Origin of the sequence: Pseudofrankia coriaricola (assembly GCF_001854805.1) — a bacterium.
In the GTDB taxonomy this organism is placed as follows: Bacteria; Actinomycetota; Actinomycetes; order Frankiales; family Frankiaceae; genus Pseudofrankia.
The window spans coordinates 1-21,089 of record NZ_MBLO01000040.1 but is presented as its reverse complement, the minus strand read 5'-3'; the positions used below and the strand labels follow the sequence as shown (position 1 = coordinate 21,089).

Annotated in this window: 16 protein-coding genes; 12 read left to right on the top strand and 4 right to left on the bottom strand. The window is 71.2% G+C overall.

Going from position 1 to position 21,089, the window contains the following annotated elements:
• Positions 1-122 precede the first annotated feature (122 nt).
• Positions 123-3,590, bottom strand: coding sequence for a BTAD domain-containing putative transcriptional regulator (locus BCD48_RS08495; protein WP_071047771.1), 3,468 nt, complete (start codon positions 3,588-3,590; stop codon positions 123-125).
• A 182-nt stretch (positions 3,591-3,772) separates the two neighbouring features.
• Here BCD48_RS08495 and BCD48_RS52100 point away from each other — a divergent pair, with 182 nt between their 5' ends.
• Both BCD48_RS52100 and BCD48_RS08485 read left to right on the top strand, forming a co-directional pair.
• Entirely contained in the window at positions 3,773-4,009 is a 237-nt protein-coding gene (locus BCD48_RS52100) for a hypothetical protein (RefSeq protein ID WP_198543152.1), read from the top strand.
• A gap of 255 nt (positions 4,010-4,264) precedes the next feature.
• A complete protein-coding gene (locus BCD48_RS08485; RefSeq protein WP_071047769.1) occupies positions 4,265-5,035 on the top strand; it encodes an arsenate reductase/protein-tyrosine-phosphatase family protein in 771 nt (256 codons plus the stop codon).
• Between the two features lie 180 nt (positions 5,036-5,215).
• On the opposite strand, the gene chrA is transcribed toward BCD48_RS08485, so the two are convergent.
• The gene (chrA, locus tag BCD48_RS08480) at positions 5,216-6,409 is read right to left on the bottom strand and encodes a chromate efflux transporter (RefSeq protein ID WP_241841595.1); all 1,194 of its coding nucleotides are present in this window, start codon (positions 6,407-6,409) and stop codon (positions 5,216-5,218) included.
• A gap of 683 nt (positions 6,410-7,092) precedes the next feature.
• Between chrA and BCD48_RS08475 the strand changes: the two genes are divergently transcribed.
• Positions 7,093-7,590: a DoxX family protein gene (locus tag BCD48_RS08475; protein ID WP_083418335.1), complete on the top strand. Its 498-nt coding sequence runs from the start codon at positions 7,093-7,095 to the stop codon at positions 7,588-7,590.
• Positions 7,591-7,747: 157 nt separating this feature from the next.
• On the opposite strand, the gene BCD48_RS08470 is transcribed toward BCD48_RS08475, so the two are convergent.
• A complete protein-coding gene (locus BCD48_RS08470; protein WP_071047768.1) occupies positions 7,748-8,362 on the bottom strand; it encodes a TetR/AcrR family transcriptional regulator in 615 nt (204 codons plus the stop codon).
• A 103-nt stretch (positions 8,363-8,465) separates the two neighbouring features.
• Here BCD48_RS08470 and BCD48_RS08465 point away from each other — a divergent pair, with 103 nt between their 5' ends.
• From BCD48_RS08465 to BCD48_RS08430, 8 genes are all read left to right on the top strand, one after another.
• The gene (locus BCD48_RS08465) at positions 8,466-8,753 is read left to right on the top strand and encodes a hypothetical protein (RefSeq protein WP_071047767.1); all 288 of its coding nucleotides are present in this window, start codon (positions 8,466-8,468) and stop codon (positions 8,751-8,753) included.
• Positions 8,754-8,920: 167 nt separating this feature from the next.
• Entirely contained in the window at positions 8,921-10,234 is a 1,314-nt protein-coding gene (locus tag BCD48_RS08460; RefSeq protein WP_071047766.1) for a thymidine phosphorylase, read from the top strand.
• A gap of 547 nt (positions 10,235-10,781) precedes the next feature.
• Positions 10,782-11,858 (top strand): BMP family lipoprotein, encoded by a 1,077-nt coding sequence (locus tag BCD48_RS08455; RefSeq protein WP_071047765.1) that lies wholly within the window; start codon positions 10,782-10,784, stop codon positions 11,856-11,858.
• A 33-nt stretch (positions 11,859-11,891) separates the two neighbouring features.
• A complete protein-coding gene (locus BCD48_RS08450; RefSeq protein WP_241841594.1) occupies positions 11,892-13,931 on the top strand; it encodes an ABC transporter ATP-binding protein in 2,040 nt (679 codons plus the stop codon).
• Positions 13,928-15,073, top strand: coding sequence for an ABC transporter permease (locus BCD48_RS08445; RefSeq protein WP_083418333.1), 1,146 nt, complete (start codon positions 13,928-13,930; stop codon positions 15,071-15,073). The genes BCD48_RS08450 and BCD48_RS08445 overlap by 4 nt, the downstream gene beginning before the upstream one ends.
• Positions 15,070-16,509: an ABC transporter permease gene (locus BCD48_RS53300; protein ID WP_071047764.1), complete on the top strand. Its 1,440-nt coding sequence runs from the start codon at positions 15,070-15,072 to the stop codon at positions 16,507-16,509. Before BCD48_RS08445 ends, BCD48_RS53300 begins: the two co-directional genes overlap by 4 nt.
• 82 nt (positions 16,510-16,591) lie before the next feature.
• On the top strand, positions 16,592-17,068 hold the full coding sequence (gene cdd, locus BCD48_RS08435) for a cytidine deaminase (protein ID WP_071047763.1): 477 nt from the start codon (positions 16,592-16,594) through the stop codon (positions 17,066-17,068).
• Positions 17,069-17,148: 80 nt separating this feature from the next.
• On the top strand, positions 17,149-18,099 hold the full coding sequence (locus BCD48_RS08430) for a PfkB family carbohydrate kinase (protein WP_241841593.1): 951 nt from the start codon (positions 17,149-17,151) through the stop codon (positions 18,097-18,099).
• Between the two features lie 57 nt (positions 18,100-18,156).
• On the opposite strand, the gene BCD48_RS08425 is transcribed toward BCD48_RS08430, so the two are convergent.
• Positions 18,157-19,506, bottom strand: coding sequence for an ABC transporter substrate-binding protein (locus tag BCD48_RS08425; protein WP_071047762.1), 1,350 nt, complete (start codon positions 19,504-19,506; stop codon positions 18,157-18,159).
• 433 nt (positions 19,507-19,939) lie between these two features.
• Here BCD48_RS08425 and BCD48_RS08420 point away from each other — a divergent pair, with 433 nt between their 5' ends.
• Positions 19,940-20,881 (top strand): SDR family NAD(P)-dependent oxidoreductase, encoded by a 942-nt coding sequence (locus BCD48_RS08420; RefSeq protein WP_071047761.1) that lies wholly within the window; start codon positions 19,940-19,942, stop codon positions 20,879-20,881.
• The last annotated feature ends 208 nt before the right edge of the window (positions 20,882-21,089 follow it).

Below are 21,089 nucleotides of genomic sequence, written 5' to 3'. Positions count from 1 at the left end.
GACGAAACCTTGACGGAACCTTGACGTCCACCGCGACCGCCTGCGGCCTGACGACGGGCGGGGACTGCCCGCGGCCGACAACGGGCGGAGACTGCCTGCGGCCCGAGGACAGGCGGGACTACTCAGCTCTGCGCGGTGACGATCTGGCCGGCCACAATCGGCAGCGCGAACGCGTCGGCGAGCGCCGCGGCTCGGGTGAATGCGGCCGAGGCCGCGGCTCCGTCCCCGGCCGCGCGAAGAAACCGGCCCTGGTGCAGCAGCGAGCGGGCCAGCCAGGCAGGTGAGCCCACCCTCTCGTGTCCGGCGACAGCCGCCGCGAAGGCGGGGCGAGCCCGAGCCGTGTCGCCCACCGCCGCATGCAGCCGGGCGATGGCCAGATCCACGAGACCGAGCGAGGCGGCGGCTGTGCCGGCCGACGCCCACCGGCCGGCCCACGGCGTGATCCGGTCGAGCAGGACAGCGGCGGCGACGGCGTCGCCGGTCTCGGCAGCCACGATGGCGGCGGCGACGTCGATGAACACGGTGACGTAGTCGAGAGGCCGATCCGGCACCGTCCCCCGCGGGTATGGCAGCTGCCGGACAGCATCGTCGGGCCGTCCGAGGTCGAACAGGATCACCGCGACGTAGAGCCGGACGGCGAGCGCGAAGCCGGTGACCTCGGCGTCAGCCAGTACCGCGTCGATGAGACCATCATCCAGCCCGCCGAGGTCATGGCCGATCGTCAGGCGTTGGGCGAGGCGATAGAACCCGGCCTCGTCGCCGCGGCCGCGGCGGAACACCTCGAATGCCTCCTCGGCGTGCCGCACTGCCTCGCTGTAACGTCCCCGTGCGAGCTCGAAGAGGGCTCGGAAGAAGCCGAGCTGGCCGCGCAGCGCCTGGCCGACGGGCCGGTCGCCCAATCCGAGACACCGCGGCAATCCGGCCTGGACGGCGTCGAAGTCACCGAGCGCGAAGTCTGCCTGGGTCACCTGCAACTGGGCGACGAGGACGAGGTCGTCACCCAGCGCGGCCTGCTCGGCGAGGGCGAGCAGTTCGAGTGCGACCCGCCGGCGGACCGGTACCGCGGCGGGCCGCTTCAGCGCGAAGGTACGGGCGTGCAACGCGCCAGCCAGCACCGCGGGATCGCCGAGCCGCCGCGCGATGTCGATCGCCTCGTTCGTAGCGTGGTCTCTGCGTTCGGTGTCGCTGCTGTGGAACAGTTCGGTCGCCAAAGCGGCGAGAACGAGTACCCGCGCTGCGCTGTCGTCCGCCGGGAGCGCCGCGAGGACGCCGTCCAGCACCGCGACGAGCCGGAGGTCGACAACCCCGTAGGGCTGGTTGGGGTAGATGCTCGGATGGTTGAGCACGGCCACGGCGTTACCCATCGCCGCGACATCCCCGAGCGAGCCGGCCACCTCGACGGCGGCGACCACGGCCTGCTGGGCGGCACGGACCTCGCCGGCCCGCTGGTGGGCGCGGGCCAGTTCGACCAGCGCCCGCAGCCGGGCCGTCCCGTCCTCGGGCTGGCTGCGTTCGAGCATCTCCACCACGCTCGCCCAGTGCCGGGCCGCCTCGGCATGTGCCGCGCGTGCCTGGGCCAGTCGGGCTGCCCGGCGCGCCGCCGTCGCGGCAAGCAGAGCGGTGCCTGCGGCGGCGCCGGCCACCGCATGCTGAGCGACCCGCGCGGCGTGCTCGTCGCCCGGGTGACGTCGGGCCACCGACCGGGCGGCCGCGGCGTGCAGCCCGGCCCGGCGGGCGGCGTTCACCTCGTCCGCGAGTGCCTCCGCGACGAGGACGTGGGAGAACCTGAACATGCCGGCGGCACCGTCGGGCACCACCAGCCCGGCGTCCAGGATGTCGGCGAGGTCGACCAGCGCTTCCCCGAGTGGGCTCTCGGCCACGTCCGCCACGACGGCGAGGTCGAACGGCGACCCGAGCACCGACGCGATGGACAGCAGTCGTTGCGCCCGAGCCGTCGGCAACCTCGCAACGCGTCTGCGGACGATCGACTTCACGCCGAACGGCACGGTAGCCCACCCCGCGGGCAACGCGGGGTCGGCGAGGCGGCCCTCGGCGGCGAGAAGCTCGACGAGCTCTCGGATGAACAGCGGAAGACCCCCGGTCCGCGACTGCACATGGRCAGCAATCGTCGGTGGTACCGGGGATCCGGCCCGGATGGCGAGCCATTCGGTGACCGTGGTGAGGCTGAGCTCGTGGAGCGTTACCTCGGCAATCTGCTGCCGGGCGAGTTCGGCGAGGCAGCGGCCCAGTTCGTCGCCGGCAGCCGACTCCGGCGGGCGAGTAGTGACCAGCAGGAGGGTTCGGGTGGTGCGCAGCTCTTTGATGAGATGAGCGAGCACACGCAGGGTGTCCCGATCGGCCCACTGCAGGTCATCTATGACGAGCAGGACCGGCCGGTTTGCCCCGCGAAGGGCGCCGACGGCGGCCTGGGCCAGGACGAAGGGGTCGCCAGCACCGGCCGGGTCGGCCGCCAGCAGGTCGACGGGGAGCGCACCGACGTCGCGGAGTTGCCGGCCGAGGTGCGCCAGTGCCCAGAACGGCGGCGAACCGCCGTTCTCGGGGCACCGTGCCCAGGCGGTGGCAAAGCCACTGGTGGCGACGAGGTCGGTCATCTGCTCGACGAGAGCGGTCTTGCCGATGCCAGACGGCCCGCTCACGGTGACCGCGCCGCCGCGCCCCCGGACGGCGCCGGCCGCCGCACGCCGCAACAGTTCGAGTTCGCCGTCCCGGCCCAGGAGCGGCTCCCATCGCAGTGAGGACGGCGGGCCGGCTTCGATCGCCGTGCCCCCTGTCAGCTCAGGTGGCGTCGCCACCGCCGGCTGCCAGTCCAGATCGGCTGCCTGGGCGAGGATGCGTCGCTGGAGCTCCCGCAGTTCCGCGCTCGGCGCCAACCCGACGGCGTCGATCAGCGCACGGCGAGAGCTGTCGATCACGCGGAGCGCATCAGCCTGCCGGGCCGTGCGGTACAACGCGAGCGCGAGCAGGCTGTGCAGCCGCTCACGCAGCGGGAACTCCGCAACGGCAGGTTCCAGAAGCGACGCCGCCGCGTCGGCGCGTCCGGTCCGCAGGTGAATCTCCGCCGCGCCCTCAAGCGCGACTCCCAACAGACCGCGCAGCCGGGTAGCGGCGTCGAGGACGACCGGTCGGTCGGCGAACTCCGGGAGCGGGGGTGCGGTCCACAGCGCGGCCGCCGACTCAAACGCGTCCAGCGCCTCGGCGTCCCGGCCCGCCCCTGCGCACCGGCGGCCGGTACTCAGTAGATCCTCGAACCGCAGGACGTCCACCTGCGCCCGATCGGCCGCAAGCCGGTATCCGGGCGGCTGGCGAACGACTACCGACGGCCCCGCCCCAACGGCGCGCGGCGGCTCCAGCGCGCGGCGGAGGTGGGAGACATATGCCTGCAGCGAGGCCCGCTCGCGGTCGCCGTCCCGTCCCCAGAGCAGTTCGGCGAGTCGTTGCGCGGGCACCGTCCGGCCCGCATCGAGGACCAGCACACCCAGCAGAAACCGCTGCTTGGGTCGTCCAAGGTCGACGGCATGTCCCGCCCTGAACACCCGCAGCCCGCCGAACAGGCAGATATCCATGTCCATCCCGGCCGACGATACTCACCACATCCCCGCGCTGATGCGATGAAGGGCGGGGCCTCCGCTCTTTGGTGACGGCCCCCGGGTAGGCCGGGGGTTGTTGCCATCGTCACTGGACGAGGAGGCCCCTGTGACTCAAGGGCACGCAGGTAGTCGGTATTGATCTGCACCGTCGCCGGAGTGTGGTGGTGCGGATGACGCCGGAAGGCGTTCCGCTGTCGACCGTCCGGCCGCTGTCGACCGTCCGGATCGCCAACGATCCGGAGACGTTGGCGGCGGAGGTCGCGAAGGCGGGTGCGCACGCCGAGGTGCCGCTCGCCGGCGTCGTGTTCCACGCCGACCGCGGAAGTCAGCCGCCAGTTCGTCAGGTTCTGCAAGAAGAAAAAGATTCGGAACTCGGTAGGCCGGACCCGGATCTGCTATGACGACGCCACCCCTGGGCGCTTTGACGTTCGTGCCGAGCCGGTAGTTCCTTTCTGTGCGGGACATGGAGACCTGCCGCTTGTCGTAGAAGTCCTTGTAGATCTTCTCAATGACCACTGCGGCGGCGCTGGCAAAGCGGGGTGCCGGGGTGGTCGTTGCCCGTCGAGGAACGATCGATCAGTCTGGATTGATGGGTCGAATTAGACTGATGTATCGTCTGGGGCGTGATAGCTGTCGGACGTGAGGTGTCCCCGCCGATGTTCCTGCGGCTGGCCGGCCACCCGGTGCGTTGGCGGTTGTTGAGCGAGCTGGCTCGCAGCGATCGGCAGGTCCGGGAGCTGACTGAGCTGTTGGGTCAGAAGCAGAGCCTGGTCTCCTACCACCTTGGCCAGCTGCGGTCCGCGCGGTTGGTGTCGATGCGGCGTAGTTCGGCGGACGGTCGGGACGCCTACTACAAGCTTGATCTGATGCGTTGCGGAGAGCTGCTTGCCGCCGCGGGTGGGGGGCTGCATCCTGCTCTACGGCTGGCGCCACCGCCCGCCTGTCCCGTGGAGCCGGCGAGGACGCCAGCGCGGGTCCTGTTTCTGTGTACCGGGAACAGCGCCCGTTCGCAGATCGCCGAAGGACTCCTCCAGGCGCAGGCCGGTGGCCGGGCGGTGGCATGTAGCGCTGGCAGTCATCCCAAGAGGTTGCATCCGAACGCTGTGCGGGTGATGTCGGTCCGAGGAATCGATCTGAGCGGCCGGCGCGCCAAGCACCTGAACGCGTTCATCGGTCAGCGGTTCGACCATGTGATCAGTCTGTGTGACCGTGTGCGGGAGGTCTGCCCGGATTTCCCCGGGCACCCCAACCTCATCCACTGGAGCATTCCAGACCCTGCGTTGGACGGCGATACCGACGACGAAACCTATCCGTCCTTCGAGCGTCTCGCCGTCGACTTGGAGACCCGTATCCGGTTCTTGCTCCATGTGATCGATGACCGGGACGACGACGGCACCGTCCCAACGAGAGGTGACGGCGGTGCCTGAGGACGGTTTAGTGCACGTCCGCTGACTATGACAGCTGCCTCGACCTGCGCCCGCGGATCAGTCAACCTTTTCTGGGCTGGCTTATCCGCGGGCTATCGGAGGCGGATGAAGGCCGGGCTCGACGTGATGGCGCCTCCCCGCAGTCACCGGGCCATGCCCTCGACGCCGGCCGTCGTCGGGTCAGTAGGTCAGCGGTCCTCCGGCGGCCACGACGACCACACCGGCAACGGCGGCGGCGAGCAGGGTGAGGACCACGCCGCGGCGCGCGACGAGGAGAAAGACGGCGGCGCCGGCGAGGACGGCGAACTGCCAGGGCTCGTGCAGGGCGAGCGCGAGTGGGATGGCGGAGCCGAGGATGGCGCCGAGCGCTGCGGGCCCGGCGCCGTCGAGGAAGGAGCGCACGCGAGGGTCGGTCCGCAGCCGGTCGAAATGGGGTCCGCCGACGAGGATGAACGCGAAGGAGGGGGCGAAGGCGATCGCGGCGGCGAGCAGTCCGCCGCCGATGCCGGCTGCGGCGTAGCCGACGGCGGCGACGGTGTGCACGACGGGGCCAGGGGTGACCTGGCCGAGGGCGACGGCGCCCAGGAACTGGCTGGCGCTCATCCAGTGGTAGTGGTCGACGGCGTCGGCCTGCATGAGCGGGATGATGACGAAGCCGCCGCCGTAGGACAGCAGGCCGACCTTGATCGCGACCCAGGCCAGCGCGAGCAGCCCGCCGCCGGCCACGGCGCCGGCTGCCAGCACGGGCATCGGGGCGACCGCCGGCAGGTGAGTCCGGCCGCCGCGGCCGAGGCTGGTGGTGCGGGCCGCGAGCTCGACCAGGCCGCAGCCGAGAAGGAGGAGGACCAGCCAGGGGCCGAGCGTCGCGGCGCCGGCGAGGCCGGCGGCCAGGTAGAACGGCCAGCGACGGCGACTGACGGTCCTGGCGCGCCGCCAACTGGCGGGTAGCAGTCCTATCGCGGCGTGCACGGCGACGGCCGCGACCGCCGCTCCCGCGCCGGCGCCGGCCGCGCGCACCCACCGGGGTGGGGATCCGGCCAGGAACAGTGCGGACAGCGCCAGGATGGCCACCAGCCCGGGGAGGATGAACGCGAGACCGCCGACGAGCGCGCCGGCCCGGCCGCGCAGCCGCCAGGCGCAGTAGATCGACAGCTGGGTGGAGGCCGGGCCGGGTAGCAGGTTGCAGGCGGCGATCGCGTCCTCGAACTCGTGCGCCGTGATCCATCCCCGGTCCTCGACGCACAGCTGGCGAAACATCGCGATGTGCGTCGGCGGGCCGCCGAACCCGAGGCAGCCGATCCGGCCCCACTCGCGCAGCATGGTGCCGACGCTGGGGTGGGTGGGCGTCGCCGCCGCGTCCGCGTTCAGGTCCACAGGTCACTCCAGGCGTGTCGCGCCGACGCCGTCGGCCATGTACTCGAAACGGAGAGGCCGTCAGGCGGGCGCCGCCGCGTCCAGGTGCGACGGTGCCTCGATTCGCGAGCGGAACGCGGTCCCGGGCCTCGACGTCGGCGGCGAGCCGCTCGACCGCCGGGCAGCTTGCTTCGCCCTTGCCGCCCATCCGGGCCGGGTCGAGCAGGCTCCGGCGGATCGTCCCCGGCAGTCCCGGGAACGTCGGGCGGGCCGTCCGCACCAGTCACGCACGCTGGCTATGTCGTCGAGTCGCCGGCCGGCGAACTCGGACCGATGCGCTCAACAGCCGCCGCACCGGATGGCCCGCAAGCAGCGGAAGCGCACATCCCGACCATCCACCGCCACGCCGGAGACGCTACATCAAGCAAGTTTGATCGAACAACCCAGATTGTTCGGTCTTCCTGCGCGGCCTCGCCGGGCCCGGAAGCGATCCGGGCCACCGGTTCCTACGCTGTGTGTCAGTGCGGCTACGCATGCAGGGGGTGAGTGGTGTCGGGTCCTTGGGAACTGCCTCGGCGTCGCCTGTTCGGGGCGGCGGCCTTGTTGGCCGGCGGGGCGTCCACCAGCGACCCCGCGAACCGGCCGTGCCAGGCGGGCGATCCCACCACCCAGGTCAGCTCACCAGGACGGAAGGGGAAGGACGCATGCCGGACCTCGCCAAGATGCTCAAGTCCGACGGGCCGGCCGCACTGATCCTGGTCCGGCTGCTCGTCGGCGCGGTCTTCCTGTCCGAGGGCATCCAGAAGTTCCTGTTCCCGGAGAAGCTCGGTCCGGGCCGCTTCGACAAGATCGGCATACCCGCGCCCAGCTTCTTCGCCTACCTGGACGGCACCATCGAGATCATCTGCGGCAGTCTCCTGCTGGCAGGGCTGCTCACTCGGCTGGCCTGCATCCCGCTGCTCGTCGACATCAGCCTCGCGATCATCCTGACCAAGCTGCGCGAACTACAGGCCGGCGGCTTCCTCGGCGTCTCCGGCTTCTGGGGCATGGCCCACGACGCCCGTACCGACTGGTCCATGCTCCTCGGCCTTGTCTTCCTCCTGATCGTCGGACCGGGACGCTGGTCCCTCGACGCTCTGCTCGCCGGATCCGGCCGGATACGGTCACAGACACCGGCAGGAGCACTTCCGCGGCGACCCTGACCCGGCTGGCGCCAACCACGGCAAGGAGGGCGTCTCGCCCGTGGCGAAGAAAGACGAAGCGAGCGCACATCCGGCAACGGTCCTCCTCCGCCTGGGCCCGGCCGGGGCAGCGAGTTGTAGGCGTCCAGCGGCCTGGACGTGCCCACGTTCTAGGCCGCTACCGGACCGGGACGGTCGAGCCGGGGGGCGTGAGAGCGGCGACGAGGGTGCGGACCAGGTAGGGGCCGGCATCGAAAGCGTCCAGCCGGTCGGCGTCGACATCCTCCGCGGCGGCGTGCATGAGCGTGAGCATCACAGTGACGAGCCACGAGCCGGGCAGGTCGCCGCGGAAGACGCCCTCCGCCTGGCCGCGCTCCACTAGCTGGCCGACGCGGGCGAGGATGTCGTCGTGCGCGTCGCGGATGCGCTCGTGCCCTAGCTCGCGGGACGCGGCGCCCAGCACGCCACGGTGCTGCTCGACGATCCGCCACGACGAGGTCACGAGCGTCGCCAGCGCCCTGACCGGGTCGCCGGAGAGGTCGAGGCCGTCGAACGCCGCGTTTGCGTGACTGATCGTGCGGGCGAGGACGGCTTCCACCAGGTCGGCCCGGGTCTTGAAGTGGCCGTAGAGCGTGATGCGGCCGACGCCGGCCTCGGCCGCGATGTCCGCGATGCTCACGTCCGGGTTGCGCCGCAGGCTGCGCGTGGCCGCGTCCAGGATGGCCTCCACGTTGCGGCGCGCGTCGGCTCGCCGGGCCCGCTGCCCGGTCGGGGTGCTTTCGCTCACCGCCATCCGGCCTCTCCTAACGATCACCGATAACTCGTACCCGTTGATTCGAGTTGATGGTAGCGTACCGAAAACTCGTACAGTCGTGTTCAAGTTATCGGAGGTCTCCGTGACCACCATCGAGCGGGCCGTGCCCGAGGCCACGCCCAAGACCGCGCGGCCGTGGGGCCTGTGCTCCGCGCTCGTCAACACCTTCCACGAGCTCGGCGGCGCCGTCGGCGTGTCTGTTCTCTCGAGCGTCGCGGGATCGGCGCTGACCGCCGCCCGCCCGTCCGCCGACGCGTTCCAGCACGCTTTCATCGCCGGAGCGGTGGCGGCGGCCGCCAGCGCCGTCGCGGCCGCGGCCGTCCTCCCTCGAACCTTCCGCCATCCGGCCGACGGCCGCCTGGCGCACTGAGCCGGTCCTCGCGACGAGGCCCTTCCTGGCGGCGTGCCATCAAGATCGCTCGGTCTCGCGGAGCTCGTCTAACCGCGGGCGGCGCTTCGAGAAACCTGACCCTCAGCCAGCGGGCGGGCGCGTCACACCTCGTCCTGCGCCCCTTGACCAGCGTGGAGACTGAGCGCATGAACGCTGAAGCCTCCGCGCGCGCCATCGACGCTGTCGCCCGCACCAGGGCGGGGACCGCGTTGGCCGTGGAAGAGATCGAGCGGCTTGTGGCGGACTTCGTCGCCGGCCGGATTCCCGACTATCAGATGTCCGCCTGGCTGGCGACGGTGGCCTGTCAGGGCTTGTCGCGGGCGGAGACGGTGGCCCTCACCCGGGCCTATGTGACCGGCGGTGAGACGCTCGACTTCGCCGCGACCGGACGGGTGGTGCTCGACAAGCACAGCACGGGCGGCGTGGGCGACACGGTGAGTCTCATCGTTGTGCCGTTGGTCGCGGCATGCGGGGTGGCGGTGGCCAAGATGAGCGGACGCGGCCTGGGCCTTACCGGGGGCACGATCGACAAGATGGAGTCCATCCGTGGACTGCGGCTGGAGCTCGACACCGACGAGGTCTACCGGATGGTCGACCAGGTCGGGATGGTCATCACCGGGCAGAGCGCGCGCCTGACCCCCGGCGACAAGGCGACGTACGCGCTGCGAGACGTCACCGGAACGGTCGACAGCCTTCCGCTGATCGCGGCCAGCATCGTCAGCAAGAAGATAGCGGTGGGTGCGCACGGTGTGCTGTTCGACGTGAAGACGGGCGCGGGGGCGCTGATCCCGGACCGGGACCGGGCTCTCGACCTGGCGCGGCTGATGGTCGAGGTCGCCACCGGGGCCGGACTACGCTGCCGGGCCGTGCTCACGGACATGAGCCAGCCGCTCGGGTATGCGGTCGGGAACGCCCTCGAGGTACGTGAGGCGTTGGACGTGCTCAGGGGCCAGGAGGTGCCGGGACTGACGGAGCTCTGCCGCACGATCGCCGCCCTGATGCTGCGCAGCGCGGAGCCGGGCCTCGCGCCGGAGGCGGCCGAGCGGAAGGTGAGCGGGATCCTGGCCGGCGGCGAGGGCTACGAGCAGTTTCTCCGCTGGGCGGTGGCGCAGGGAGCCGAGCCCGACGCGCTGGCGGAACCGGGCGGGTTGCCGACCGCCGACTGCCGCGAGCAGGTCCTCGCCGATCGCGGTGGCTACGTGCACGAGATCGACCCACGCGCCATCGGCACGGCCGCGATGAGGGTCGGCGCGGGCCGGCTTGTCAAGGGCGGACCGCTGGACCACGCGGCGGGGGTCGTGCTGCGTCACCAGGTGGGGGATCGGGTCTCGGTGGGTGAGCCGCTGGCGGTCATTCACCATCGCCACGGTGTCCAGCCGCCCGTCGACCTCGTCCGAGACGCGTTTCGGGTGTCCGAGTCCGCGCCGGCCGCCAGGCCGGTCGTCCTTCAGATCATCTGACCCAGATCATCTGACCGCCCAGCACCCGCCCGGGCCGCCTCGCCGGCGTCACTTTCGGGCGGTCAGGCCCGGGTGGCCGGCCGCGGCTCGCAACGTCTCGGCTTCACCGGACCGCTGCGCCGCGATGCCTCGACCCGTGATCCGCCGACAACGCTGTTGCGTGCCGGTTTCCGCCCCGGCCCCGGCCTGAGCGGGCGAGGCCACGGATCCGCGGGGGACCGGCGGCCGTCCAACGACGCGTTCCAACCGGATGAACAACCGATAACGGAGCGCGGTACCCGCACGCCCGCGGTCCGCGGCGTCACGTGACCGTCAACCTTGACTCGACCTTTGTGAATTAGGTAACACAAGTGTTACAAGTGCGTTGAGCCTGGAAACTGCCGGCATCTGGCGGTGAAACCTGCTAGTTCTAGCCTCCCTACGGTTACGCCCAGATCGGGGGGATTGGGGGGATCTTTCCCGGCAGGGGCCGACGCTGACGGCGCCGACGGGTGGAGTGCCCGAGGCATACGAAGGGGAGACAGGTTCCTTGCACGCAGACAGGCGTATGCGGAGATTCGGCCGCTTTGGGAAGATAACGGGGCTCGTCGCCGCCGCCAGCGTGGTGGTGCTCGCCCTCGGTGCCTGCGGGAGTGACGACGGGGACGACGGCACGGCGCCCGCCGCCAGCGGCACCGCCGCCGCCAAGTCCATCAAGGTCGGCCTCGCGTACGACATCGGTGGCCGGGGCGACAAGTCCTTCAACGACTCGGCGGCGGCCGGCCTCGACAAGGCCGCCACGGGGCTCGGCGTCACGAAGACCGAGCTGGAGGCCGCCGAGGGCGAGACCGACGCCCAGAAGGAGGAGCGGCTGCGGCAGCTCGCCGACGCCGGCAACAACCCGATCATCGCGGTCGGCTTCGCGTACGCGACGGCGCTCGGCAAGGTGGCCCCCGAGTACCCGGACATCAACTTCGCGATCATCGACGACGCCACGCTCGTCGATGTGCCGAACGTCGCCAGCCTGACCTTCGCCGAGGAGCAGGGCTCCTTCCTCGTTGGCGCGATCGCGGCGCAGGCGACAAAGGTCGGCAACATCGGCTTCGTGGGCGGCGTCAACACCCCGCTGATCCAGAAGTTCCAGGCCGGCTACGAGGCGGGCGCGAAGGCGGTCAAGCCGGACATCAAGATCCAGGTGACCTACCTGACCCAGCCGCCGGACTTCACCGGCTTCAACGACCCGGCCAAGGGCCAGACCGCGGCCGCCGGCATGTACGACAGCGGCGCCGACGTCGTGTACCACGCGGCGGGCGGTTCCGGTGGCGGTGTCTTCACCGCCGCGAAGTCCGCCGGCAAGCTCGCCATCGGCGTCGACGCGGACCAGTACCTGGGCGCCGCCGCGGACGTCCAGCCGGTCATTCTCACCTCGATGATCAAGCATGTGGATGTCGCCGTCTACGACATGGTCAAGTCGGCGGTCGACGGCAAGCCGCTGACCGGGGCGAAGGTGTACGACCTGAAGGTCGGCGGCGTGGCCTTCTCGACGTCGAACAGTGCCGTGTCGCCGTACACGGCCATGGCCGAGGACTACCAGAAGAAGATCATTTCTGGGGAGATCAAGGTGCCGACCACACCGACCAGCTGATCTGACCCAGCCAGGCCGGACACCTGGCGGGCCTTGCCCGCCAACCACGCCGGCCGCGGTCAGGTCACTGACCGCGGCCGGCTCTGGCTACGCCGGCCCGCCTGGCCGGTCAGAGCGGAGCGGGGCCCGGCCGCGGGAACGTCATGCGGCAGAGGCCCGGGCCTACCAGGGCGCGGCGCCGGCGCCGGCACGGCCCGGAGCCCGCCCACCTTTCCGTCCATCCCACGAGGAGCGTCTCGCATCGGCACCGAGGGCACACAGGCGTCAGCCGCCGACGACCCCGAAACACCGGTCGCCGGGCCAGCCACCGGCGACCGTGAGGCGGCGGCCGAGACCGCGGCGGCCGCGGCGGCCGAGACCACCGAGGCCGCTGGCACGGAATCAGCCGCCTTCGCCGTCGAGCTCCGCGACATCACCAAGACGTTCCCCGGTGTGGTCGCCAACCGGGACGTCTCCATCCGCGTCCGGCGCGGCTCCGTGCACGCGGTGGTCGGCGAGAACGGCGCCGGCAAGTCGACGCTGATGAAGACGCTGTACGGGATGCACCGGCCGGATTCGGGGACGATCCTCGTCGACGGCGAGGACGTCACCCTGCGCAGCCCGGCCGACGCGATCGCCCGTGGCATCGGCATGGTGCACCAGCATTTCAAGCTCGCCGAGAACCTGACCGTGCTGGAGAACGTGGTGCTCGGCGCCGAGCCGCGCAAGCCGGGGTGGCGCCGGCTCCTGCTTGACTCCCGCCAGGCGCGGACCCGCATCAACGAGATCGCCACCCGCTACGGCCTGGACATCCGGCCTGGCGCCTACGTCCGCGACCTGGGGATCGGCGAACGGCAACGGGTCGAGATCCTCAAGGTGCTCTACCGCGGGGCGCGCACCCTCATTCTCGACGAGCCGACCGCGGTTCTCGTCCCGCAGGAGGTCGACGAGCTCTTCGGAGCGCTGCGTGACCTGGTCAACGAGGGCCTGTCCATCATCTTCATCTCGCACAAGCTCGACGAGGTGCTCACCGTCGCCGACGACATCACCGTGATCCGACGAGGGACGACGGTGGGCACCGTCCGTCCGGCCGAGGTCACCGCGCGGCAGCTGGCCGAGCTGATGGTCGGCAGCGAGCTGCCCTCTCCGGAGATCTCGGAGGAATCCGTCACCGACGAGGTGGCGCTGACGGTCGAGGGACTGTCCGTCGACACCGAGGATGGCCGCCGGGCCGTGACGGACGTCGGCTTCACCGTGCGGCGCGGCGAGATTCTCGGCATCGCCGGTGTCGAGGGCAACGGCCAGGCCGAGCTGATCGAGGCGGTGATGGGCATCCGGCCCGCCGCCACCGGCAGGGTGCTGCTCGGCGGGACCGACGTCACCGCGTGGCCGACGCGACGCCGCCGGGAGGCCGGCGTGGCGTACGTGCCCGAGGACCGGATCCGCTCCGGCCTCCTCTTCGACTCGCCGCTGTGGGAGAACCGCATGCTCGGCCATCAGACCCGGCCGCCGAACTCCCGTGGCGGCCTGCTGACGCCGTCCGCGGCCCGGTCCGACACCCGCCAGATCGTGGCCGAGTACGACGTGCGCACCCCGTCGGTGGCCGTCGCCGCCGGTGCGCTGTCGGGCGGCAACCAGCAGAAGCTGATCGTCGGCCGGGAGATGCGCGACGGCCCGACGCTGCTCGTCGCGGCGCATCCGACCCGCGGGGTGGACGTCGGCGCCCAGGCCGCGATCTGGGACCAGCTGCGGGCCGCCCGCCGGGAGGGCCTGGCGGTGCTGCTGGTCAGCGCCGACCTGGATGAGCTGATCGGCCTGTCCGACACGCTGCGGGTCATCCTGCGCGGCCGGCTGGTCGCCGAGGCCGACCCCCGCGGCGTGACCCCGGAGGATCTGGGATCGGCGATGTCCGGCATGAGCCGCGCGCCGGCCGTGCCCAGCACGCCCGCCGTGGACACCGCGCCGGGCGCGGTCACCACACCCGCCGCGGCCGCGGCCGCCACGGACGGGGCCGGACCGGGTGCCGGCGATGTCGGTGATACCGGCGACAGCGGCGATACCGGTGCCGCCGCGGAGCCCGGGGAGGACAGGTGACGGTGCCGAACCCCACGAGACTGCTCGCCTCCGCCGGCGCCGCGCTCGCGGCGCCGCTGCTGGCACTGGTCACCGCGGTCACGGTGACGGTGCTGGTACTGGTGGGCTCCGGCAGCAGCCCGCTCGACGTTCTCGACACGATGGTCACGTACGCCCAGCGGCCGCGGTCGCAGGCGTTGATGGTCAACTCGGCGGTGACGTACTACTTCTCGGCGGTCGCGGTCGCGATCGGGTTCCGGATGAACCTGTTCAACATCGGCGTGGACGGGCAGTACCGGCTGGCCGCGCTGCTCGCCGCCGCGGCGGCGGCCGAGATCAGCCTGCCGCCTGTCCTGCACGTCACCGTCGTGCTGCTGATCGCGATGGGCGTGGGCGCGTCGTGGGCGGGCCTCGCGGCGCTGCTGAAGGTCTACCGCGGCGTCAGCGAGGTCATCTCGACCATCATGCTGAACTTCATCGGTACGGCGCTGATCGCCTATCTGCTGACGCCGGAGCGGCTTGCCGTGCGCACCGTCGGCTCGAACAACATCGGTACCCCGACCATCCCGGCCTCCGGGCAGGTCCCCGGGATCTCGCTCATCCCGGACTCGCGGCTGCAGGTCTACGGCCTGGCGATCCTGGCGGTCGCGGTCGGAGCCGGCTACTGGTTCCTGCTGTCGCGCACCCGGTTCGGCTTCGACCTGCGGGCCGCCGGCGCCAGCGAGGACGCGGCGAAGGCCAGCGGCGTGCGGGTCAGCCGGATGATCATCATCAGCATGCTCCTGTCCGGCGCGGTCGCCGGCCTGGTCGGCATGCCGCAGCTGCTCGGCGCGGCGCACACCTTCTCCCTGGACTTCCCCGCCGGGCTCGGCTTCACCGGGATCGCGATCGCGCTGCTCGGCCGCAACCATCCGGTCGGCATCGCGATCGGCGCGCTGCTGTTCGGCTTCCTCGACAACGCGGCGACCTCGCTGGAGCTGCGGGGCGTCTCGAGGGACATCGTGCTCGTCACCCAGGGCGTCATCGTGCTGTCGGTCGTCGTCGCCTATGAGCTGGTCCGGCGGGTGCGCACCCGGGCCGAGCAGCGGGACGTCGCGCGCAGGCTCGCCGCGACGACCCCTGCCCCGCCCGCCCCGTCGACGCCTCAGGAGGTGGGAGCGTGACGACGGTCCTGACCCCAAGCCCACCACCGCCGCCCGCGTCCGGGTCCGGAGCGCCGTCCACGGCGGGCAAGGGCTCCGCCCCGGCGCCGAGGTGGCGCCGCGCCGCGGGGCCGCGCTGGCTGTGGGCCGTGGCGGGCGTCCTGCTGGTCATGGCGTTCGCACGGGTGGTGTCCGGGGCTGACCAGCTCACCTCGTCGGGCACCGTACGGGCGGCGCTCGGCGCCACGGTCCCGATCGCGATGGCCGCGCTCGGCGGCATGTGGGCCGAACGGGCTGGTGTGGTCAACATCGGCCTCGAGGGCATGATGATCCTCGGCACGTTCGGGGCCGGCTGCATCGGCTGGGAGCACGGGCCGTGGGCCGGGCTGGTCGCGGCCATGCTGTTCGGCGCGATCGGCGGGCTGGTGCACGCGGTCGCCACCGTCACCTTCGGCGTCGACCACATCGTCAGCGGTGTCGCCATCAACATCCTCGGCCTGGGCGTCACCAAGTACCTGGCCGCCGAGCTGCTCGAAGGCACCCCCGGTGGCGGCCAGTCGCAGTCACCGCCGATCGGGCCGGTCGGGCGGTTCTCGGTGCCCGGCGTCGAGTCGGCGCTGCGGCCGGTCGAGAGCCGGCACTGGTTCCTCATCTCCGACCTTGCCGGGCTGCTGCGCGGCCTGCTCACGAACATCTCGCTGTTCACGCTGATCGCGGTCGCTCTGGTGGTGCTCAGCGCGGTCATCCTGTGGCGGACCCCGTTCGGGCTGCGGCTGCGCTCATGCGGCGAGGAGCCGCACGCCGCGGAGACGCTCGGCGTCAACGTGTACGCCTACAAGTACGTGGCGGTCACGATCTCCGGCGCGCTGGCCGGCTTCGGTGGGGCGTATCTCGCCGAGGTCGCCGCCAACCTCTACCGCGAGGGCCAGACCGGCGGCCGAGGGTATATCGGCCTGGCATCGATGATCTTCGGCAACTGGCGGCCGGGCGGGCTCGCCGCCGGCGCCGCGCTCTTCGGCTACGCCGACGCACTGCAGTTGCGGAACGCGCCGGCCGTGCACGCACTGCTGTTGGTCGCGGCGGTGCTGCTGGCCGCGGCCGGGCTGGTCATGCTGCTGCGGCGGTCGCGGATCCGCGGAGCTGGCGGTGGCCTTGGAACCGGCGGTGGCCTCGGCGGCGCGGGTGGCGCGGGTGGCGACAACGGTGACTCCGGCGGCGAGGGCACGGTGGCCGGGAGGGCCGCCAGCCGCGGTGGGCGACGGCGGATCGTCGCGGCCATCGCCTGCTTCGTGGCTGCCGGCGGACTGGCCGCCTGGTACGCCGGAACCGACTCGCTGCCCGGCCAGGTCGTCACCGCCACCCCGTACGTGACCACGCTGCTGGTACTCGCGTTCTCCTCGCAGCGGCTGCGGCCCCCGAAGGCGGACGGCCTCGTCTACCGGCGCGGCGAGGAGTAGCCGCCAGGATCAGGTCTGGGTTCGAGCGGGGCGGCTGGCCCGGCAGGATCGTCCTCGTCCCATCTCCAGGTCCAAGGGGGCCATGGTGAGCAATGCGCGCGTCACCGACCAGATCGTGAACGAGCTCGTGAGAATGGCGACCGAGGCCACGGAGTTCGCCTATGCGCCGTATTCCAACTTTCAGGTCGGCGCGGCGCTCCTGACGGGGGACGGCCGGTTCTGCTCGGGTGCCAACGTGGAGAACCGGTCGTATCCGATGTCGATCTGCGCCGAGCGGGCGGCGATCGTCAAGGCGGTCACTGACAGCAGGGAGGACCTCGAGATCGTCGCCGTCGCCGTCGCCGAAAGCAACGGCGGGCCGTGCGCGCCCTGCGGGGGCTGCCGGCAGGTCATCTCCGAGTTCGCCCGGACGGGCGCGCTCCTGATCTACCGGGACGCGCTCGGCGTGTTCAAACGGGTGCCGATCGAGGAGGCGCTGCCGGACGCGCGGGCCTTTCTTTCTGAGAAGGCACCTCTTTTTTCAGAGACACCGCCGATTTCAGAGACACCGCCGAGCTAGATGGCTTGGACACACCAACGGTGAGCCGGGCCGAGCCGGGCACGGCGCCGCCGCGACCGATCTCCGATCTGAGGATCGTCGTGGTCGGTTCGTACCACGCCGACTGTCTGATCAACACCCCGGTTCTGCCGAACTGGGGTGACGATCTGCGCCCCGATTCGGTCCGGACGGTTCCTGGTGGCAAGGGCCTGAACCAGGCCGTCACCCTCGCGCGCGCCGGTGCCCACGTCTGGGCCGTCGGTGTGCTCGGCGCCGACCCTGTCGGGTCGTCGTTGCTCGCGACGCTGGCCGCCGAGGGCATCGACGTGACCACGATCGCCCGGCACCCGACCGTGCCGACCCCGGTCTGTCTCGTGTTCACCGCCCCCGACGGTCGGAACGCCTTCGTCTGGCGTGTCCCCGACGAGTACGCCATCACGCCCGAGGTCATCACCCAGGCGGAGAAGGCAGTTCGCGGCGCCGACGCCGTCCTGCTCACCTTCGAGGTTCCTGAGGCGATCTCCCGCATCAGCGAGATCGCCCGCGCCGCGGGCACCCAGGTCATCGTCAACCCGGCGCCGCGCCCCGCCGACCGCCGCGAGCTTGACGCCGTGCGGTGGGATCTCGTCGACGTCCTCATCCCGAACGAGGCCGAGGCGCGTGCCCTCCTGCCCGACGACCACCCGGCTCGCGACGGCCCCGCCGAGCGCCTGGCCGAGGCCGTCGGAAGGACGCTCGCCATCCCGCTGGTCTGCGTCACCCTCGCCGAGCGCGGCTGCGCGGTCTACGACGGCGCGACGACCCGTGCCTACCCGGCGCATGCCACCGAGGCCATCGACACGACTGGCGCCAGCGACGCCTTCACCGCCGTCTTCTCCGCCTGCCACCTCGCGAAGGCGGACCAGGCTGACGCCGTTGACCAGGCACAGTCCGCCGCCGCGCTGACCATCACCCGCCCCGGCGCCTACGACGCCCTCCCCACCCGGGCCGACCTCGCGCGCGACGCGGTGGGACAGGCGCCGCCACGAGCTGTAACGCCCACCGGCCCGTGACCGGCCGGGGCGGCGGGTCTGGGGGACCGCGCTACCCGGGCCGGCCTGGCGATCAGGTCACTGCTTGAGGAGGGAGCCGCAGGACAGCTTGGTCGGGACGGTGTAGGCCTTGCCGGTCAGCTGGACGATCGAGGCGCACGGCGTGCCGATGAAATGGCTCAGCGGGTAACGCGTCTCGGGCAGCGCCCCCTCGACGTAGTTCGAGTAGTTGTTGTTGAGCAGCTTGAGCAGCGAGTCGACCGTCAGGTTCGGGCCGACCTTGGTGGCGGCGGTGACGAACATGTCCGCCGACCAGTAGCCGGCCATCGCCGGCAGGCTGATCGCCTGGTCGGGCGCGTACTTCTTGAAGTCGGCGACGAGCTGCTGGACGGCCGACGACGAGGTGTCCTCCGCCGGCGACCACTGCAGCAGCGTGTAGGAGCCGGCGAGGCCGTCGAAACCGGCCAGCCGCGGGTCGTAGCCGACCGCGTTGAGGAACTTGCCCTTGAAGCCGGCGGCGACGAACGCCTGGGTGAGCTTCACCGTGGTCGCGAAGTCGGTGACGGCGAGGATGACGTCCGGCGGGGCGCCCTTGTTGGACTGCATCACGGCCGACACGATCGCGGTCGTGTCGGAAAGCCCGGAGTCCGGGATCGGGTTCTCCGCGTACGGCACGCCGATGCCGACCACCTTGACCTGCTGGGCCAGGCTGACGACGCCGGTGCGCGCCGAGTCGTTGTCCTGGCCGATGAGCGCGGTCGTCTTCCCGCTGACGTCACCGTTGAACATGCCCTTGATCATCAGGCCGTAGGTGTTCGTCGTGACGTCCTTCTGCGTGGGCAGCAGGCAGCCGGTGATGCCGAAGCCGATCGACGTGCCGCAGAAGCCGAGGTTGAAGCCCCAGCCGAAGAACGGCACCGTCTCGGCGCAGAACGTGTCGAGGTAGGTGGCGCGGGAGGCCATGATCGGGAGGGCGGCGAAGACCTGGTCCTGCTGGGCGAGGACCTTGGCCTGGGATCCGTTGCGGGCCGGGTCGTTGCCGTCGTCGAGCATGCCGATGAAGTCGATCTTCCGGCCGTTGATGCCGCCGGAATCGTTGGCTCGCTGGAAGCGCACCTTCGCGCCGACGTCGCTGCCGGCCTGCGTGCTGCCGTTCGGGCTGGTCAGGTAGCCGAGCCCGCCCACCTTGATCGAGGTGGCGGTGACGCCGCGGGTCGGGTTCGAGGCCGTCTGCGAGCACTTCAGGGACACCGGGGGTTTCCAGCCGCCGTCGCTCCAGCCGGTCGGCGGGCCTGGGGTGACGTCGTTGGCGGCGACGGTCGGCGCGCCGGGTTGCGAAGTGCCGTCGTCGCCACTCCCGCAGGCGACCAGGCTGGTCGCGAGCGCGGCCGTGAACGCGACGGCCGTGACTAATCGTGAGGCCCGCATGGGCGAACACCTTTCTTGCGCTGACGGTGCGCCGGCATGACGCCGACGAGGGCTGGGCCTGGATTGCGTGGCTGCTGTGGCGGATCTGCCGGGTCCGGGGCGGTTGCGACGTACCGGCCGTGCTCGAACCGTGACCCTCCCGGGTTGTTCAGGGGGTGGGGAGCCGGCGGTGTCACCTAACGTCGTCGTTGTCCGTCTATTTGATACAGAATATGTTATCCAAACGTGGCGCAGGTCACAAGTGCTGGCTCGATGGCGTCGATGCTGGTGTAGGCCTCGAGGCAGGGGCGTGTCAGCCCGGCGCGGGCCACCGTCGGCCGGGTCTTGCGTTGCGCCCGGTCTGACGGTTGGGTAGAACGCGTTCTACCCAAGCTGGGTGGTGCGTACCGGTGGTAGGGCATGACGGGCGAACGCGACGGCAGAGGGGTGCGCTGTGAAGGACTTCGCCGGCAGGGTCGCGGTGGTGACGGGCGCTGGTCAGGGGATCGGCCGCGCGCTTGTCGAACGGTTCTGCGCCGAGGGCATGAAGGCGGTCGTCGCCGACGTCGTGCCCGACCTCGTCGAGAAGACCACGGCTGAACTGCGCGCCGCCGGCTGCGAGGTGACCGGCGTCGTCACGGACGTGACCTCGCTCGAGTCCGTCGAGGCGTTACGCGACGCGGCTCTGGGCGCCTACGGCGCCGTGCACGTCCTGTGCAACAACGCGGGCATCGGCTCGGGCTCGGAGGGACGGATCTGGGAGCACCACGTCAACGACTGGCGGTGGTCGTTCGACGTCAACGTGCTGGGTGTCGTCAACGGCATCCGCGCCTTCACCCAGCTGATGATCGACCAGGGAGTCGAGGGGCACATCGTCAACACCACCTCGGGCAACGGGGGCTTCACCCCGCTCATCAACAGCGCGGTCTACGCGGCGACGAAGGCCGCGGTCACGACCATCACCGAATGCCTGTGGGGGCAGCTGCGCGAGGCGGGCGCCCTGGTCGGCGCTTCGTTGCTGTACCCGTCGACCGCAACCCCCGGCCTGCTCAACACCGGGATCTGGCGCCCCGGCGCGAACCGGCCCGACCGCTATGACCGGCCGGGCGCCCCGCCGAAGGACGGCCGTGACTCGCTGGGCGCCTTCCTGCAACGCATGGAGGCGGCCGGCCTGCCGGTCACGTTCGCGCCGTTGTCCGAGGTCGCCGACCTGTGCCTGGCAGGCATCCGCGATGAGATCTTCTGGATCACGGTGCCGGGCGACGCGCAGAACGCGAAGATCCTCGCCCGCGCCCACTCCCAGGTCGAGCGTACCGACCCGGCCTACCTGCTCGAGGCAAACCTGATGACCGGCCGCCCGGCGGGAGCGGGGGCGACGTCGCAACCGCCCGACTAGCGCCGCGCCCGCAACGGTCTGCTTCATGATCGCCGCGGACGTGTTGTCGCGGTCGCGATCTGGCCCGATTCACGACTACGACGACACGGTGGTGGTGATCCGCCAGCCGCACGCTAGAGGGCCAAAGGGTGTGCGAAAATGATCTTCCTTCGCACACCCGGCGGCCGTTGTCCCCAGGATCACTAGAGGGCCAAAGGGTGTGCGAAAA